The organism is Streptomyces sp. NPDC001381 (assembly GCF_042895685.1).
In the GTDB taxonomy this organism is placed as follows: Bacteria; Actinomycetota; Actinomycetes; order Streptomycetales; family Streptomycetaceae; genus Streptomyces.
This window is the reverse complement of sequence record NZ_JBIAWO010000003.1, coordinates 609,267-624,103: the sequence shown is the minus strand read 5'-3', so window position 1 is coordinate 624,103 and position 14,837 is coordinate 609,267. Positions and strand designations below refer to the sequence as shown.

Genomic DNA, 14,837 nt, shown 5'->3' with positions numbered 1-14,837 from the left:
CCTAGCGGATGTTCGGGTCGAAGGTGAAGATCACCAGCGTGCCCAGCAGGATGGTGAACACCGTGGCGGTGTAGAGCAGGCCCTTGAGCCACAGCCGGGTGTTCGCGCGCTCCGCGTAGTCGTTGATGACCGTGCGCAGGCCGTTGGCTCCGTGCAGCATCGCGAGCCAGAGCATCAGGAGGTCCCAGACCTGCCAGAAGGGGGAGGCCCAGCGGCCGGCCACGAACGCGAAGCCGATCTTCGACACGCCGCCGTCCAGCACCAGCTGGATCAGCAGGTGGCCGATGACGAGGACGACCAGCACGACGCCGGACAGGCGCATGAAGAGCCACGCGGCCATCTCGAAGTTGCCCCGGGTGGACTTCGGGGACTTCTTGGTGCGCTTGCGCGGGGCCTCGATCAGGGGCGCCGGGTTGTCGACGTTGTAGACAGGGCCGCCCTCGACGGGGCCGATCCCGGACGCGGTGGTTTCAGTGGTGGCCATCGGTGTCAGCTCCCGAACAGTTCACGAGCGGCGTGGCCGAGCACGGGGTAGATCGCCCCGAGCATCAGCACGACCCAGACGCCTACGACGGTCCACAGCATCTGCTTCTGGTAGCGCGGACCCTTCGACCAGAAGTCGACGGCGATGACGCGCAGGCCGTTGAGCGCGTGGAAGAGGATGGCGGCGACGAGGCCGTACTCCAGCACGGCGACGATCGGGGTCTTGTACGTGGCTACGACCTTGTCGTAGTCCTCGGGGGAGACACGCACGAGAGCGGTGTCCAGGACGTGGACGAACAGGAAGAAGAAGATGAGGACGCCGGTGACTCGGTGAGCCACCCAGGACCACATTCCTTCCCGGCCGCGGTACAGCGTTCCAGCCGGCACGGAAGAACCCTCCGGGAGCGGGGATTGGGGCCTGCCGGCTTCGGTGTCGGACGGGCCCGGCCGGGTACGGTCCACCGGCCCCCAGCATCGTAGCGACGCGCTGGCGCTGGGCTTACGCCGGGCCTACCGGTGTGATCAAACTGGCACGCGTATGGGTGAGCCGCGCGGCATCTGCGGCGGTTGCTGCCGTTATGCGCCGCGTGCGGTGTCGGGGCTGGTCAGGCCCCCGCGGCGGAGCCGTGCCTCGGCTACGGAGCCGTGCCCCTGAGGAATCCGGCCAGCCGCTGTCTCGCGAGGCGGCGGAGTTCTTCCGCCGCCACCACCCGTTCGTCCTCCGGATCGTTTGTCAATCGTGACCGGATTCCCTCGAGCACGTGGTCCAGGGTCTCGGCCGGGGGGACGCCGTCCAGGCAGATGACGAACGTGTACCCGAAGCGGGCCGTGTAGGCCGCGTGAGCCGCTCCCAGGGCCATGTGCGCCGCTTCGTACGCGTCCTCCGGCAGGGCGGGGAGGGGCTCGCCGGCCAGGGCCTCCGTCAGATCCTCCGGCGTCAGGTCGTACGCCGCCTCGTCCGACGCGGCCAGCAGGGCGTCCAGCGTGGGGTACGGGCGGTGCTCCGCGACCCTGCGGGCCCAGCAGAGGCTGTGGAGGCAGCCGAGGAGGGCGCTGAGGGTCTCCTCGACGCCGGCGGTGTTGAACGCGTCCAGGGAAGGGCCCGGCAGTGGTGCCTGGGATGTCCGGGCCTGCGCCGGTATGGGAAGGCGGCCGGTGAGGTGGGGAAGACGGTGCGCAGGCAGCGTGGATCCTCGCGTCACGAGTGGTGTGGCAGGGGATGTGGTGAAAGGTGTGGCGCAACGTTATCGGGAGTGGTCATCACGTGTCCGACGGTTGCCCGAATTTCACTCGAACGGGAGAGTTTCGGAACGGGTGGTGGACTCCTTCGTCGCGCTTCGGTCACCCGGGCGCCGTACGGTTGGCGGGGTGAGCAGGCACAGGCATCGGCGCCCGGCGCCACGGAGGAAGCAGGAGCGGAGCCCGCGGCAGCGGGTCGTGCCGCGGGCCCTGATGGCAGGCGGGCTGGTGGCCGCCCTCGGGATAGGCATGGGGCTGTGGGCCTCCGACGGCGACGACAGCGCGCCCACCGGATCCGCGGCGGGCCGGCAGACCTCCCCGGGCGCCTCCGCGGGCGAACCGGGGATCGCCGCCGCCACGCCGTCCGCCAGCCCCAGCCCCACCCGCAGCTACCCCCTGTCCACCACCCCGCGCACCATCCCCGCCGTGCGCGCCCACGCCCCGGCCCGCGGCCCCGGCTGGCGGCCCGCCGCCAAGCACCGGGTGGTCGTCAGCGACCCGCGCCTCGCCGACGAGGGGCGGCTGATCGCCGGTGAGCTGGGGATGACGTACGCGGGGGAGAAGGGCGACTCCCGGGCCGGGGACCTGCGGCTCGCGCTCAACACCGGCGGGGGCGGCGATCCGGAGTCGTACACCCTGACCGTGCGGCAGGGGAAGGTCACCGTCAGCGGGCCCTCCGACGCCGGCGTCTTCTACGGCACCCGCACCCTCAAGCAGGAGGTGGCCAAGGGGACCACGGCACCGGAGGGCGTCGTACGGGACGCGCCCGCCAAGCCGCAGCGGGCCTTCTCGCTCGACATCGCCCGCAAGTACTTCTCGCCCGGCTGGATCGAGGACCGGATCCGTGAGCTGGGGGATCTGAAGTTCAACCAGCTCGGGCTGCACTTCTCCGACGACCAGGCGTTCCGGATCGAGTCCGACACCCATCCCGAGATCGTCGCCGCGCAGCACCTCACCAAGGCGCAGGTGAAGGAGATCGTCGATCTCGCGGCCGAGCGCCACATCACCGTCGTGCCCGAGATCGACTCGCCGGGGCATCTGGGTGCCGTCCTCGCCGCGCACCCCGAGCTGCAGCTGCGCAACGTCAACGGGGTCGCCACCCGCGGCGCGATCGACATCTCCAAGGACGCCTCCGGGAAGCTCCTCGACGACCTGCTGGGCGAGTACGCGGGCCTCTTCCCCGGCGCCCAGTGGCACCTCGGCGGCGACGAGTACCAGGCGCTGACCGTGTCCAGCCCGGCCGCCTCCTACCCGCAGCTCGCCACCGCCGCCCGGCAGCGCTACGGCTCCGGCGCGGGCGTCGCCGACCTCGCGACCGGCTGGCTCAACGACCGCGCCGACACCGTCCGCGCCCACGACCGGACCATGCGGGTGTGGAACGACGGCTTCTTCCGCGGTACGACCGTGAAGCCCGCCTCCGACCTGGTGGTCGCGTACTGGACCGGCAAGGAGATCGGGGCGCGGGTGCCGACGGAGTACCTGGACGCCGGGCGGAAGGTGCTCAACTACAACGACGAGTACCTCTACTACGTCCTCGGCGAGCCGCAGACCTTCGTGTACCCGACCGGTCGGCGGATCTACGAGCAGTGGACCCCGCGCGTGCTGCGCGGCACGACCGCCGTGCCCGCGAAGTACGACGCCCAGATCCTCGGCGGATCCTTCTCCGTCTGGTGCGACCTCGCGAACTCCCAGACCCAGGACCAGGTCGCCGCCGGGATCCGGATGCCGTTGCGGGCGACGGCGCAGAAGCTGTGGGACGCGCGGACACCGTCGCTGTCGTGGGCGCGGTTCACCGCGCTGGCGGGGCGCCTGGGCTGAGCCCGCGCCATATCAGGTGGACGCACCGGGCCGGTGCACCGTATGTTCCGCAGGCCGCGCGTTGCTGCTGATCATTCGGGGGGACCTTCATGCCGCGCTCACCTGTCCTGCTCGGGCGGGCCACCGCCGTCCTGCTCGGGCTGACCGCCGCCACCGACCTGTTCGCCCTCTGGGCGGGGTCCGTCCTGCTCGACGCCAACGACGAGGTCTACTTCGGGAGCGGGGCGGACCGGTTCGACGCCGCGGACCGCTTGTACCGCGCGGTCGGCCTCGCCCAGACCGTGGCCCTGATCGCCACCGTCGTGGTGTACCTGTGCTGGTTCCACCGGGTGCGGGTCAACGCCGAGTGGTTCCGGCCGGACGGGCACCGCATGTCCCGTGGCTGGGCGATCGGCGGCTGGTTCACCCCGATCGTGAACCTCTGGTATCCGCGCCGGATCACCGTGGACATCTGGGACGCCAGCGGCCCCGGCGCCCCCTGGGAGCGGCCGCGCTCGCACGCGCTGGTCAACGCCTGGTGGACGCTCTGGGTGCTGTCGCTGCTCGCCGACCGGGCCGGGTCCCGGATGTACGCCCGGGCGGAGACGTCCTCGGAGCTGCACGACGCCCTGTTCCAGGTGATGTGCGCCGACGGGCTCGACCTCGCGGCCGCCGTGCTCGCGATCCTCGTCGTGCTGCGGCTGACGGCGATGCAGAACGCGAAGGCCCTCCAGGGCCCGCCCGGCGACCCCGCCTTCCCCGCCGCCCCCGGCGGTCCCGCGGGTCCTGCCGCCCCCGCGGGTCCTGCCACCCCCGATGCCCCTGGCGTCCCCACCGGTCCTGCCAGTGCCGCTCCCGCGGGTCCCGCGGCCCCCGCGGGCCCCTCCGGACCCGTCCGTCCCGTTGGCTGAAAACCTCTCCCTGTGACACTCCTGGCCCGTTGCACGCAGTAAGGGAAAGTGTGGGCTCCGTAAGGTAGGCGCCCTGGCGAGGGAGGCGTGGATGAGCCTGGTGGAACTGATCGCTCAGGCCGACGAACGCGGACTGGCCGCCAGTGGGCTGGCTTGTTTGGATCGGTGTGTGCCCCTGCTCGGCGGTGACGACGACATCCTGCGGCCGCTCTGGGCCGGCCTCGCGGGCACGGCCGACTGGGGCGAGGGGCTGGAACTGGCCCGCGCCAAGCTGACCTCGGGCGAGGACGGCGGCGAGGCCGCGCTGCTCGCCCGCCGGATGCTCGACGCGGCCCCGGGCGACCGGTCCGCCGCCGAGGTGCGGGTGTGGGCCGACGCCTGCTCCGTCGCCTCGCTCCAGATCCACCGTCTGCTCGACCCGGCCGAGGACGCCGACTCGGTCGACTCCCGCCGCGAGGGCCGTACGGAGGGCATGCCGCCGCTCGTCGCCGCCGAGCTGCGCCGCCAGATCACCGTCCTGGAGCTCCTCGCGAGCCACGGCGTGGCCGGACTGCGGCCGGCGCTGGACGTGTCCACGGAGGGGCGGCGGGTGCTGCGGGCCGTGGTGTCGCGCCGGGCCCGCGGACGCTCCTGAGGCCCGCCGTCCCGATCCGCCGGCTCAGGGCGCGAGCCACTTCACCACCGCGTCCTGGTGGAGCGCGGTCGCGGTGTAGAACGCCGTCAGCTCGCGGTGCGCCGCGGCGAAGGCGGCCCGGGTGCGGGGCTCCTCGGCGGGTCCGCCGTGGCGCGACAGCAGCTCGGACCGGGCCGGACGCCACAGCTGGTCGAAGTCGGCGGCCTCCAGGAAGGCCGCGACCCGCGCCGTCTGGGCCGCGGTGAGCAGCAGGAACGGCGGTTCCTGCGCGTCGGCCGTGTACACCCGTCCGCCGCCGAGGACCGCGTACGCCCCGGGGCCGGCGTCCGCGTGCTCGGGTGGGGTGTCGCTGTAGAGGAACTGCTGGTCGCGGTCCACCCGGTTCCCGCCGTCGCGGGCGGTGTCGCGGTGGTCGTCGAACAGCCTTCGCAGCCAGACGGCGCTGTTGCGCAGCGCCGAGGGGGGTACGGCACGGAGGTCGAGGTACGCGCTCATCACTCAAGGAGCGCAGCAGGGCGCGGAACCATCACTCCTGTGGCGGTTCGGCGCCGGTTCCGGGAAGGGCCCCGGATCCGGGTGACGGATCATGGTCGCCCCACGCTCTCCCGTATATGACCAGTACGACTCGCCAGACCTCCGCCCGGCCCCAGGCCGCCCCGAAGCCCGCGCGCTGGGCGGCGGACGCGGTGTGCGCCCTGCGGGAGGGCGCCCGGCTGTATCTCGACCACTCGGCACAGAGCCTGTGGCGCGTCGACCGGCTGATCGAGGACCTGCGCGCCGAGGACACCCCGTACCCGGCCGTGGAGAGCGTGCTGCGCGGGCTCGGCGCGTACGCCGGTGAGGTGATCGTCCGCCAGACCGGCGCCGAGTGGTGGGCCACCGGCGGCGACCACTGGGTCCGCACCCCCGACGGCCGCCTCTGGGACCCCCTCGACGAGGCCCGCCGCTGCTTCGGCGGGCACGGGTCGCTGCGGTTGCTGTGCCGGGACGCGATGCGGGGCGGACAAGGGTGAGCGGACCGGCTCCGCCGCCCTCGCGGGTGCTTGTGTGACGGACGACACGTTTGTGGCCTGTGATGTTCGGGTGCCGCCGTCCGCTGGGACAGCGGGGAGCCGACGCGGTTCCCCCGGATCCAGTGGGCCGAGCGAAGGGGTGGGGACCCATGAGCACCAGGGCGGACGAGCACACGCCGGACACGGGGGAGATACGCGCGGCGGGCATGCGGGCGTGCGCCACGGCGTTCGTCACCCGCGTCACCGCCCGCCACCGCCTGCCCCTCGACTACTCGGTGGCCAGCCTGCGCGTCGTCGACTTCCTGGTCGACGGGCTGCGCAAGGGCGGCGCCGACCGGGAGCGCGCCCACGCCACCCTGGTGGACCTCGGCGCGTACGTCGGTGAGGTGCTGGTCCGCCGCGCGGGCGCGGTCTGGGTGGACCTCGACGAGCGGCAGCGCGGCTGGTTCGGCCAGCCGGTCGGGGTGCGGATGCCGGACGGCCGGGTCTGGAACCCCCTCGGCAAGGTCGTCAACCGCTTCGAGAGGGGCGGCCCCGAGGAGTCCCTGCAGACCTTCTACCTCACCCTGCACGGCCGCGCCCGCCGGGCGGCGGCGTGAGCGCCCCTTCGGCCGCCGGTCCGCGCGCCGGCCCGGGCCTGGTGGCGGGCCCGCGCTGTGACACTTCTGTGCGGCCCGGCGCTGATGACCGTGGGGGCGTGGTCCCGCCCGGACCCGGGGTCCGGCCGGACAGCGACCCGCCCGCAAGGAACTCCGTACGAACGAGGACAGTCTTGGGCCAGGGAGGGGAACCCCGGCGCGCACAGGCGTACGACGGGGAACTGGGCGCGGCCGTGGCACGGGCCCAGGGCGGTGACGAGACCGCGTTCGCCGTCGCGTACCGGATCGTGCAGCCGGGGCTGCTCGGCTACCTGCGCGGGATCGTCGGCGACGACGCCGAGGACGTGGCCTCCGACGCCTGGCTGGAGATCGCCAGGGACCTGGGGCGGTTCAAGGGCGACGGCGCCGGCTTCCGCGGCTGGACCGCGACCATCGCCCGGCACCGCGCCCTGGACCATCTGCGCAGGCTGCGGGTACGGCCCCGCGCGGCGGTGCTGGAGCAGGACCTCGTCATGGACCTGCCCGGCCCGCACACCACGCACGACCAGGCGCTGGAGTCCCTCTCCACCGAGCGGGCCCTGGAACTGGTCCGGCGCCTGCCGCAGGACCAGGCCGAGGCCGTGCTGCTGCGGGTGGTCGTGGGGCTGGACGGCCCCTCGGCGGCCCGCGTGCTCGGCAAGCGCCCCGGCGCGGTCCGCACGGCCGCGCACCGCGGCCTGAAACGGCTGGCCCGCCAGCTCGGCGTCGCGGACGGGAACGACGCAGGTGTGACGGATGGCGGACCTCGCACGCTGGGGGAGTCGAAATGAACGGCGACGGCCGCGGACCGTATGGATCAGCGACGGCCGAACGGACGGGACAGAGGCGGAAACGGACATGGGTGAACGGCTGAACGACGGCGGAGAGCCGGTCCGTCGGCGTGCGCACCCTGCCGAGACGACCCCGGCGGCGGACGCGGTCGACGTGGAGCTGGAGGCGCTGCTCGCCGAGGCCCTGCGCACGGCCGGCGGCCCCGGCGCGACGGCCGCGGGCAGCGAGGGCGAGCTCCGGGCCCTGGCCGCCTTCCGGGCCGCCCGGGACGCGGGCGAGCACCGGGCCGCCCGTACCCGGCGCCGCGACGACTGGCGGCACCGGACGCGCCGCCGGACGGCGCGCTCGCTGAAGGCCACGCTCTCCGTCGCGGTCGCGAGCCTCGCGCTGGGCGGCGTCGCGTTCGCCGCGATCGGGTCCGCCACGCGCGACGCCGACGGGGCCCAGCACCCGAAGCAGTCGGCGAGCGCGTCCGAGGGCCGCTCCGCCACCCCCTCGCTCACCCCGTCCCCGAGCGCCTCGGCGGACCGGGACCGCCCGGTCGGCGCCCAGGACACCGAGGCTCAGTGCCGCGCCTACGACCAGGTGAGCGGCCGGGGCAAGGCGCTGGACTCCACGGCCTGGCAGCGGCTGGTGACGGCGGCGGGCGGCGAGGAGCGGGTCGAGGCGTACTGCGCGGCGCAGACGGCGTCGGCGTCCGCCGCGGGCAGCGGCAAGGGCTACGGGAACAGCGGCGGCCGGAGCGGGGGCACCGGCGCCACGGAGAACGCCGGGAGCGCGGGGGCCGCCGGGAACACCGGCGGTGGTCAGCAGAAGGCCGGGAAGACCGCGACGCCCGAGAACTCGGCCAAGGGCAACGCGAAGAACCCGTAAGCCTGTTCTGATCGAGGAAGCCGTAAGCCTGTTCTGGTCGACGAACCTGGAAGCCTGTTCCGGTACGGCCGCGCCGGGCCGCGCGTCGCGCTGCGCGAGGACCGCGTCGTGGGGTGCGGGGCCCGTGCGGGGCCCGAGGCCGGCCACCGAGGCAACGGCCGGGGCCGCCACCCCCCACAGGAGAGGCCCCGGCCGTCGCGCGGCACGGACCGCGCGGCGGCCCGTACTCCCTACAGCGCCGGGCGTGCGTTTTCTGTCACACCCCGGGGCGCGTCCGGGGGCGTCCCGACCGGCATCACGAGTTAGTTGCATGTTGTACGGACATGGACGGGCGACGCTTTCAGGTCGTAACGTGCCTTTCGCGCCGGACGGCCAAGCGGCAGACCACCGCAACGACCTGCGGTCTCGAAACCGCGACCATCGACCGACCGAGGAACCACGACGTGGGGGACGACGCGGAGCTGACAGCCGCGGTGCTTGCGGCACAGAACGGGGACGAGACCGCTTTCCGGGCTGTGTACCGCGCGGTGCACCCGCGGCTCCTCGGGTACGTGCGCACGCTCGTCGGCGATCTCGACGCCGAGGACGTGGCCTCCGAGGCCTGGCTGCAGATCGCCCGGGACCTGGAGCGGTTCAGCGGCGACGCGGACCGTTTCCGCGGCTGGGCCGCCCGGATCGCCCGCAACCGCGCGCTCGACCACATACGGATGCGCGGACGCCGCCCCGCGATCGGCGGCGACGAGACGGAGCTGACCGGACGGCCCGCCGAGTCCGACACCGCCGGCGAGGCCATCGAGGCGCTGGCCACCGGCCGCACCCTCGACCTCATCGCCCGGCTGCCGCAGGACCAGGCGGAGGCCGTCGTGCTGCGGGTCGTGATGGGCCTGGACGCCAAGACCGCCGCCGACACCCTCGGCAAACGGCCCGGTGCCGTCCGCACGGCCGCGCACCGGGGCCTGAAGAAGCTCGCCGAACTGCTCGGCGGGGACCCGGAGACGGCCGGTGTCCTCGACGCCCTGCCTCCCCAGCGAGGGCCGCGTTCGCGCGCGGTGACGTCCGCGAGTGTGACGCCGGCGAGCGCGCGGACGCAGAAGGACATGTGATGGCCGACAAGCAGGACAGGTGGCTCGACCGCGAGACGGCGGAGCGTCTGCTGCGCGGTGAGTCACCCCACGACGCTGTCGCCCCCGAAGCCCGTGACCAGGCCGAACGCCTCGCCAGAACGCTTTCGGCACTCTCCGCGCCGGGCGCCGGACCGCTTGCGGCCGACGAGGAGCTCCCCGGCGAGGCCGCGGCCCTGAAGGCCTTCAGCGAGGCCCGCGCGGCGCGGGAGTCACGGGAGGCCGGGGGCGCCCTCGCCCGTGCCGGGACGACCGCCGACGCCGGACTGGTCCGCATCGGCGGCCACACCCGGGAACATGCCTCCGGCCGCTGGAGCCGGCCCCTCCGGTGGGGACTGGCCGCCGCGCTCGCCGCCGGCATGGTCGGCGGGGTCGCGATGGCGGCCGGCACCGGAGTGCTCCCGAGCCCGTTCGACGGGGCCGAACCGGCGCCCGGGGCCTCCGTCTCGGCCGCCGCGAGCCCCGACCGCCTGCCGCCCCCGCCTTCGCCGGGCGCCTCGGGCGGTACGGACGCGGCGACGCCCGACGGCGGCAGCGGTGCCGCCGGCCGTGACAGCGGCGGGGAAGCGAAGGGCGGCGACGGCTCCACCGCCGCGCCGGACGCCACCGGCACCTGGCCCAAGGGCGTGACCTCGTCCTGCCGTGACGTCCGGGACGGCAGAACGCTGGACGCCCGCCGGCGCCAGACCCTGGAAGGCCTCGCGGGCGGCTCGTCACGCGTGTGGCGGTACTGCGCGGGCGTCCTCGGCGGCACCTCCCGCACGGGCGAGGGGGACGACGACCGGGACTCCTGGTACGACGACGACGGCCCTGCCCGCGAGGACGGACACAGCGGCGGCGGCGCGTCCGGCCGGAACGGCGGCTCGACCGGCACAGGCCACGAAGCCGCGTCCGGCGGCACCGGCTCGGACGACGACTCCCGGTCCCACGGCAGGTCCCACACCGGCGGCACCAGGGGCAACACCGACGACGACCGGAACGACGACCACTCCACCACCGGCAAGAACCACCGCCACTAGCCGCGCCCCCCCGTCTCACCCGAGGGGGCCCTGCTGCCCCGCCGGGCGTCACCCGCGCGCCCTGCCCGCGCTCCGCGCCCCCCGCCGCGCCCCCGCCGGCCTCCGGCCGCCCGCCTCGTGCCGTCGTCGCCCTGGTGTGCCGCTCGTGGGCGACGCTCTGACCTGCGGGTTCATGATTCGGGGAAATTTTTTTCGCGTGGGGTGTGACGTTTTCCGGGGGCGCGGCGCAGTAAGTAGTGAGCCGACTGGTCATCGGCCCTCGCACTGAGCCGGGGTTCCCCCCGTACCTACGGCTCGTGCACCTGGCGCGGGCGGGACACGTTCCCCCGGTCCCGCCCGCGCCCCAAGCTCACCAGGACACCACCACCTTGTCGCCGTTGCGCACCTGCGCGAAGAGCGCCGCGATCGCCCTCTCGTCCCGGACGTTCACACAGCCGTGCGAGGCACCGGCGTACCCGCGGGCCGCGAAGTCGGCCGAGAAGTGCACGGCCTGGCCGCCACTGAAGAACATCGCGTACGGCATCGGCGTGTGGTAGAGCGTGGACACATGGTTGCGGGACTTCCAGTAGACGCGGAAGACACCCTCCCGGGTGGGCGTGTACTGCGAGCCGAACCGTACGGACATCGTCGACACGGTCCGCCCGTCGATCATCCAGCGCAGGGTGCGGCTCGTCTTGTCGATGCACAGCACCCGCCCGGTCAGGCAGCGTGAGTCGGGCGCGGCGGCCGGCTGACCGCCCATCGGATACAGCTCCCACTGCCCCGGTTCGTGCGTCATCCGCACCAGCCGCTGCCAGGTGACGGTGTCCGTCTTCCCGGTCGGCGGCAGTCCGCGCTTGCCCTGGAACCCCCGCACGGCCTTCTCGGTGGCCGGGCCGTAGGTCCCCGTGGGCGCCTCGAAGAGCCAGGCGAGCTGCCGCAGCCGGGCCTGCAGCTCGCGCACGTCCCGACCGGTGTGGCCGCGCTGCCACAGGACGGCCGGGGCGGGGGACGGTGGGGCCGGTGTGGGGACCACGCTCGGCTTGTCGTCGCGGGTGGTGCCGCTCGGGGACGGCGCCGTACCGGTGCCGTCGACGTGGACCGGCGGGCGCGCCCTGCCGTCCTGCGCGTCCGGGGACTGCACGGTACAGCCGCACAGCGTCGCCAGTGCCGCCGTGCCGGCCAGGGCGATGATCGATCTTCGCATCCGCATGCCTGAGATGTTCCCCCGCGACGACCGAGCGCGAACGGCCCGGCGAGTGGCCCGACCGGTGAGTGACCGGTGACACTCGGAGCCAAGGCGGCGACTGCTCGGCGGGAGGCATCACACCCATGACGCGTCACTCGGAGTCCGGACTGCCCATCGAGCCGGTGTACGGTCCCCAGGCCCTGGAGGGCTGGGACGCGGCGGAGAAGCTGGGCGAGCCGGGAGCGTATCCCTTCACCCGGGGCGTGTATCCGTCGATGTACACGGGCCGTCCGTGGACCATGCGCCAGTACGCGGGCTTCGGTACGGCGACGGAGTCCAACGCGCGGTACAAGCAGCTGATCGCCCATGGCACGACGGGCCTGTCGGTGGCCTTCGACCTGCCCACCCAGATGGGTCACGACTCCGACGCCCCGATCGCGCACGGCGAGGTCGGCAAGGTGGGCGTGGCCGTCGACTCGGTCGAGGACATGCGGGTGCTCTTCGACGGGATCCCGCTGGACCGGGTCTCCACGTCGATGACGATCAACGCCCCGGCGGCCCTGCTGCTGCTCATGTACCAGCTGGTGGCGGAGGAGCAGGGTGTCGCAGCGGAGCGGCTGACGGGCACGATCCAGAACGACGTGCTGAAGGAGTACATCGCGCGCGGGACGTACATCTTCCCGCCCAAGCCCTCGCTGAGGCTGGTCGCGGACACCTTCAGGTACTGCCGGGCGGAGATCCCGAAGTGGAACACGATCTCGATCTCGGGCTACCACATGGCGGAGGCGGGCGCGTCGCCCGCGCAGGAGATCGCGTTCACCCTGGCGGACGGTGTCGAGTACGTCCGAACGGCGGTGGCGGCGGGCATGGACGTGGACGACTTCGCCCCGCGGCTCTCCTTCTTCTTCGTCGCCCGTACGACGATCCTGGAGGAGGTCGCGAAGTTCCGTGCCGCCCGCCGGATCTGGGCGCGGGTGATGAGGGAGGAGTTCGGCGCGCGCAACCCGAAGTCGCTGATGCTGCGGTTCCACACGCAGACGGCCGGGGTGCAGCTGACGGCCCAGCAGCCGGAGGTCAACCTGGTACGGGTGGCGGTGCAGAGCCTCGCCGCGGTGCTGGGCGGCACGCAGTCGCTGCACACCAACTCCTTCGACGAGGCGATCGCGCTGCCGACGGACAAGAGCGCGCGGCTGGCGTTGCGCACCCAGCAGGTGCTCGCCCACGAGACGGACGTGACGGCGACGGTCGACCCGTTCGCGGGCTCGTACGTGATCGAGAGCATGACCGACGACGTGGAGGGGGCCGCGGTCGAGCTGATGAGGAAGGTCGAGGACCTCGGCGGCGCGGTGGCCGCGATCGAGCACGGCTTCCAGAAGGACGAGATCGAACGCAACGCCTACCGGATCGCGCGGGAGACGGACTCCGGCGAGCGGGTGGTGGTCGGCGTCAACCGCTTCCGGCTCGACGAGGAGGAGCCCTACGAGCCGCTGCGCGTCGACCCGGCCATCGAGGCCCGGCAGGCGGAACGCCTCGCCGGACTGCGCGCGCGGCGCGACCGGCAGGCGGTGGACACCGCCCTCGCCGCGCTGAGGACGGCGGCCGAGGGCGAGGACAACGTGCTCTACCCGATGAAGGAGGCCCTGCGGGCCCGGGCGACGGTGGGGGAGGTGTGCGATGCCCTCCGGGCGGTCTGGGGGACGTATGTGCCGGCGGACGCGTTCTGATCCTCACCGATCAGCCGCGCATTTCGAGGAAGGCCTGGAGACCGTCGTCGCGGGAATCGGCGCGCGGTACGGGGTTTCCTGAGAAGCGGCCCGGGCTTCACCGGGAATTCACCCGCGCGGTGCCGACAGCGCATTTCGCAGCCTCGGCGTCAGCTTTTCCTCCACCAGTCTGTTCATCGCGTAGGCCAGCAGCAGCATCGACGCGATCGTGAGGAGGAACGTGGCGTAGGAGGGGACGCCGAGGCGGCGGTGCAGGGTCTCCACGACCACCCAGCCCAGGTGCTCGTGCACCAGGTAGAAGGGGTAGGTGAGCGCCCCGGCCACCGTCAGCCAGCGCCAGTTCACCCGCTCCAGCCAGCCCAGGGCGATCGCCCCCACCGCCACGAAGCCGAAGGCCACGACCGCGATGATGCCGAAGGACGTGCGGTGCGCGAAGGCGTCCGGGTCCGCCGCGTTCCACAGGCTGCGGACCGCGTAGTGCTGGCCGATCAGGAAGCTCACGCCGGTGATCCCCCAGGCGTACGGGTCCCGGCGGTCGCGGTGGACCAGGTACAGGCCGACCCCGCCGACGAAGAACGGCGCGTACTCCGGCATCAGCACGAGGTCGAGCAGCGGCTGGTGCGCGCCCTGCGCGATCGCCGCCGCCAGGATCCAGCCCGCGCAGAACAGGATCACCCGGCGCCGGTTCGCGCCCGGCAGGACGACGCACAGCGCGAACAGGGCGTAGAAGCGGACCTCCGCCCACAGCGTCCAGTCCACCCCCAGCACCCGGTCCACGCCCAGCGGCTGCTGAAGCAGGGTCAGGTTCACCAGGACGTCGCTGGGCGAGACCGTCTCGTACACCACCACCGGCAGGGCGAAGACCGCCGTCACCAGCAGGACCGCCACCCAGTACGCGGGCAGCAGCCGGGCCGCGCGGGAGGCGAAGAACGAGCGCGGCGAACGGCCCCAGCCGCTCATGCAGATGACGAAACCGCTGATCACGAAGAAGATCTGGACGCCGAGGCAGCCGTAGGAGAACGGTGTGTGCAGGGTCGGGAAGACCCTCGCCGCCGAGGTGCCCCAGGCGTGGGTGATCTCGCCGCCCCGGCCGCCGTAGTGGTAGCAGGCCACCATCAGGGCCGCGAGCAGACGGAGGCCGTCCAGGGCGCGCAGCCGGCCGCCCGAGGGTGCCGCCTTCGGGGCGTCGGCGATGAGGCCGCCCTGTGCCGTCTTCACGACCGTCTGTGTCACGCCGGTGTCCCTCGGAATGCGAATGAGTGCCGTCTATGTGGACCCTATGGCGTCACCCGCAAAACTTCTGTTCGACCGCCTCAGCATTCGCTCCTCTGTTCCGAGGGGTTCACCTGGGCGTCGTTTTCCTTTCTTACGTTCTCCCAACCTCCCCAGGTTTCGATACGTCAATATGCTTTTCATACGCCCAGGAGAACCATGACGAGGGTCCGC

At 73.1% G+C, this 14,837-nt stretch carries 16 protein-coding genes; 10 read left to right on the top strand and 6 right to left on the bottom strand.

Annotation, left to right across the window (positions count from 1 at the left end; genetic code table 11):
- Position 1 precedes the first annotated feature (1 nt).
- The 3 genes from ACFY2L_RS16470 to ACFY2L_RS16460 form a co-directional block, all read right to left on the bottom strand.
- Positions 2–484, bottom strand: coding sequence for a succinate dehydrogenase hydrophobic membrane anchor subunit (locus ACFY2L_RS16470; protein WP_390658292.1), 483 nt, complete (start codon positions 482–484; stop codon positions 2–4).
- 5 nt (positions 485–489) lie between these two features.
- Positions 490–870, bottom strand: a complete 381-nt coding sequence (gene sdhC, locus ACFY2L_RS16465; RefSeq protein ID WP_310765524.1) for a succinate dehydrogenase, cytochrome b556 subunit — start codon at positions 868–870, stop codon at positions 490–492.
- Positions 871–1,118: 248 nt separating this feature from the next.
- On the bottom strand, positions 1,119–1,685 hold the full coding sequence (locus ACFY2L_RS16460; RefSeq protein WP_390822643.1) for a 2-oxo-4-hydroxy-4-carboxy-5-ureidoimidazoline decarboxylase: 567 nt from the start codon (positions 1,683–1,685) through the stop codon (positions 1,119–1,121).
- 250 nt (positions 1,686–1,935) lie between these two features.
- Here ACFY2L_RS16460 and ACFY2L_RS16455 point away from each other — a divergent pair, with 250 nt between their 5' ends.
- The 3 genes from ACFY2L_RS16455 to ACFY2L_RS16445 all read left to right on the top strand — a co-directional run bounded on the left by ACFY2L_RS16455 (position 1,936) and on the right by ACFY2L_RS16445 (position 5,064).
- Positions 1,936–3,540, top strand: coding sequence for a glycoside hydrolase family 20 protein (locus tag ACFY2L_RS16455; protein ID WP_390822824.1), 1,605 nt, complete (start codon positions 1,936–1,938; stop codon positions 3,538–3,540).
- Between the two features lie 89 nt (positions 3,541–3,629).
- A complete protein-coding gene (locus tag ACFY2L_RS16450) occupies positions 3,630–4,430 on the top strand; it encodes a DUF4328 domain-containing protein (RefSeq protein ID WP_390822642.1) in 801 nt (266 codons plus the stop codon).
- A 91-nt stretch (positions 4,431–4,521) separates the two neighbouring features.
- The gene (locus ACFY2L_RS16445) at positions 4,522–5,064 is read left to right on the top strand and encodes a hypothetical protein (protein ID WP_390658295.1); all 543 of its coding nucleotides are present in this window, start codon (positions 4,522–4,524) and stop codon (positions 5,062–5,064) included.
- Between the two features lie 24 nt (positions 5,065–5,088).
- On the opposite strand, the gene ACFY2L_RS16440 is transcribed toward ACFY2L_RS16445, so the two are convergent.
- Positions 5,089–5,559: a DUF1877 family protein gene (locus ACFY2L_RS16440; RefSeq protein ID WP_390658296.1), complete on the bottom strand. Its 471-nt coding sequence runs from the start codon at positions 5,557–5,559 to the stop codon at positions 5,089–5,091.
- 116 nt (positions 5,560–5,675) lie between these two features.
- On the opposite strand from ACFY2L_RS16440, the gene ACFY2L_RS16435 reads away from it, so the two are divergent.
- From ACFY2L_RS16435 to ACFY2L_RS16410, 6 genes are all read left to right on the top strand, one after another.
- On the top strand, positions 5,676–6,077 hold the full coding sequence (locus tag ACFY2L_RS16435) for a hypothetical protein (protein ID WP_390822641.1): 402 nt from the start codon (positions 5,676–5,678) through the stop codon (positions 6,075–6,077).
- 149 nt (positions 6,078–6,226) lie between these two features.
- Entirely contained in the window at positions 6,227–6,676 is a 450-nt protein-coding gene (locus ACFY2L_RS16430; protein ID WP_390658298.1) for a hypothetical protein, read from the top strand.
- 173 nt (positions 6,677–6,849) lie between these two features.
- Positions 6,850–7,485: an RNA polymerase sigma factor gene (locus ACFY2L_RS16425; protein WP_390658300.1), complete on the top strand. Its 636-nt coding sequence runs from the start codon at positions 6,850–6,852 to the stop codon at positions 7,483–7,485.
- Positions 7,486–7,552: 67 nt separating this feature from the next.
- A complete protein-coding gene (locus ACFY2L_RS16420; RefSeq protein ID WP_390658301.1) occupies positions 7,553–8,359 on the top strand; it encodes a hypothetical protein in 807 nt (268 codons plus the stop codon).
- A 443-nt stretch (positions 8,360–8,802) separates the two neighbouring features.
- A complete protein-coding gene (locus tag ACFY2L_RS16415; protein ID WP_390658302.1) occupies positions 8,803–9,462 on the top strand; it encodes an RNA polymerase sigma factor in 660 nt (219 codons plus the stop codon).
- The gene (locus tag ACFY2L_RS16410) at positions 9,462–10,499 is read left to right on the top strand and encodes a hypothetical protein (protein WP_390822640.1); all 1,038 of its coding nucleotides are present in this window, start codon (positions 9,462–9,464) and stop codon (positions 10,497–10,499) included. Before ACFY2L_RS16415 ends, ACFY2L_RS16410 begins: the two co-directional genes overlap by 1 nt.
- 349 nt (positions 10,500–10,848) lie before the next feature.
- Here the strand turns inward: ACFY2L_RS16410 and ACFY2L_RS16405 are convergent, their stop codons facing one another.
- Complete coding sequence (locus tag ACFY2L_RS16405; protein WP_390822823.1) at positions 10,849–11,685, bottom strand: L,D-transpeptidase family protein; 837 nt, start codon at positions 11,683–11,685, stop codon at positions 10,849–10,851.
- Positions 11,686–11,810: 125 nt separating this feature from the next.
- On the opposite strand from ACFY2L_RS16405, the gene ACFY2L_RS16400 reads away from it, so the two are divergent.
- Positions 11,811–13,391, top strand: a complete 1,581-nt coding sequence (locus tag ACFY2L_RS16400; RefSeq protein WP_390822639.1) for a methylmalonyl-CoA mutase — start codon at positions 11,811–11,813, stop codon at positions 13,389–13,391.
- A 108-nt stretch (positions 13,392–13,499) separates the two neighbouring features.
- Here the strand turns inward: ACFY2L_RS16400 and ACFY2L_RS16395 are convergent, their stop codons facing one another.
- Positions 13,500–14,609 (bottom strand): acyltransferase family protein, encoded by a 1,110-nt coding sequence (locus ACFY2L_RS16395; RefSeq protein WP_390822822.1) that lies wholly within the window; start codon positions 14,607–14,609, stop codon positions 13,500–13,502.
- Between the last annotated feature and the right edge of the window lie 228 nt (positions 14,610–14,837).

What these genes read in the sequence shown, in the direction of transcription:
- ACFY2L_RS16450 (WP_390822642.1), top strand. Translation starts at nt 3,630, where the DNA reads ATGCCGCGCTCACCTGTCCTGCTCGGGCGGGCCACCGCCGTCCTGCTC.
- ACFY2L_RS16420 (WP_390658301.1), top strand. Translation starts at nt 7,553, where the DNA reads ATGGGTGAACGGCTGAACGACGGCGGAGAGCCGGTCCGTCGGCGTGCG.
- ACFY2L_RS16445 (WP_390658295.1), top strand. Translation starts at nt 4,522, where the DNA reads ATGAGCCTGGTGGAACTGATCGCTCAGGCCGACGAACGCGGACTGGCC.
- ACFY2L_RS16410 (WP_390822640.1), top strand. Translation starts at nt 9,462, where the DNA reads ATGGCCGACAAGCAGGACAGGTGGCTCGACCGCGAGACGGCGGAGCGT.
- ACFY2L_RS16405 (WP_390822823.1), bottom strand. Translation starts at nt 11,685, where the DNA reads ATGCGAAGATCGATCATCGCCCTGGCCGGCACGGCGGCACTGGCGACG.
- ACFY2L_RS16435 (WP_390822641.1), top strand. Translation starts at nt 5,676, where the DNA reads ATGACCAGTACGACTCGCCAGACCTCCGCCCGGCCCCAGGCCGCCCCG.
- ACFY2L_RS16470 (WP_390658292.1), bottom strand. Translation starts at nt 484, where the DNA reads ATGGCCACCACTGAAACCACCGCGTCCGGGATCGGCCCCGTCGAGGGC.
- ACFY2L_RS16440 (WP_390658296.1), bottom strand. Translation starts at nt 5,559, where the DNA reads ATGAGCGCGTACCTCGACCTCCGTGCCGTACCCCCCTCGGCGCTGCGC.
- ACFY2L_RS16455 (WP_390822824.1), top strand. Translation starts at nt 1,936, where the DNA reads ATGGCAGGCGGGCTGGTGGCCGCCCTCGGGATAGGCATGGGGCTGTGG.
- ACFY2L_RS16430 (WP_390658298.1), top strand. Translation starts at nt 6,227, where the DNA reads ATGAGCACCAGGGCGGACGAGCACACGCCGGACACGGGGGAGATACGC.
- ACFY2L_RS16400 (WP_390822639.1), top strand. Translation starts at nt 11,811, where the DNA reads ATGACGCGTCACTCGGAGTCCGGACTGCCCATCGAGCCGGTGTACGGT.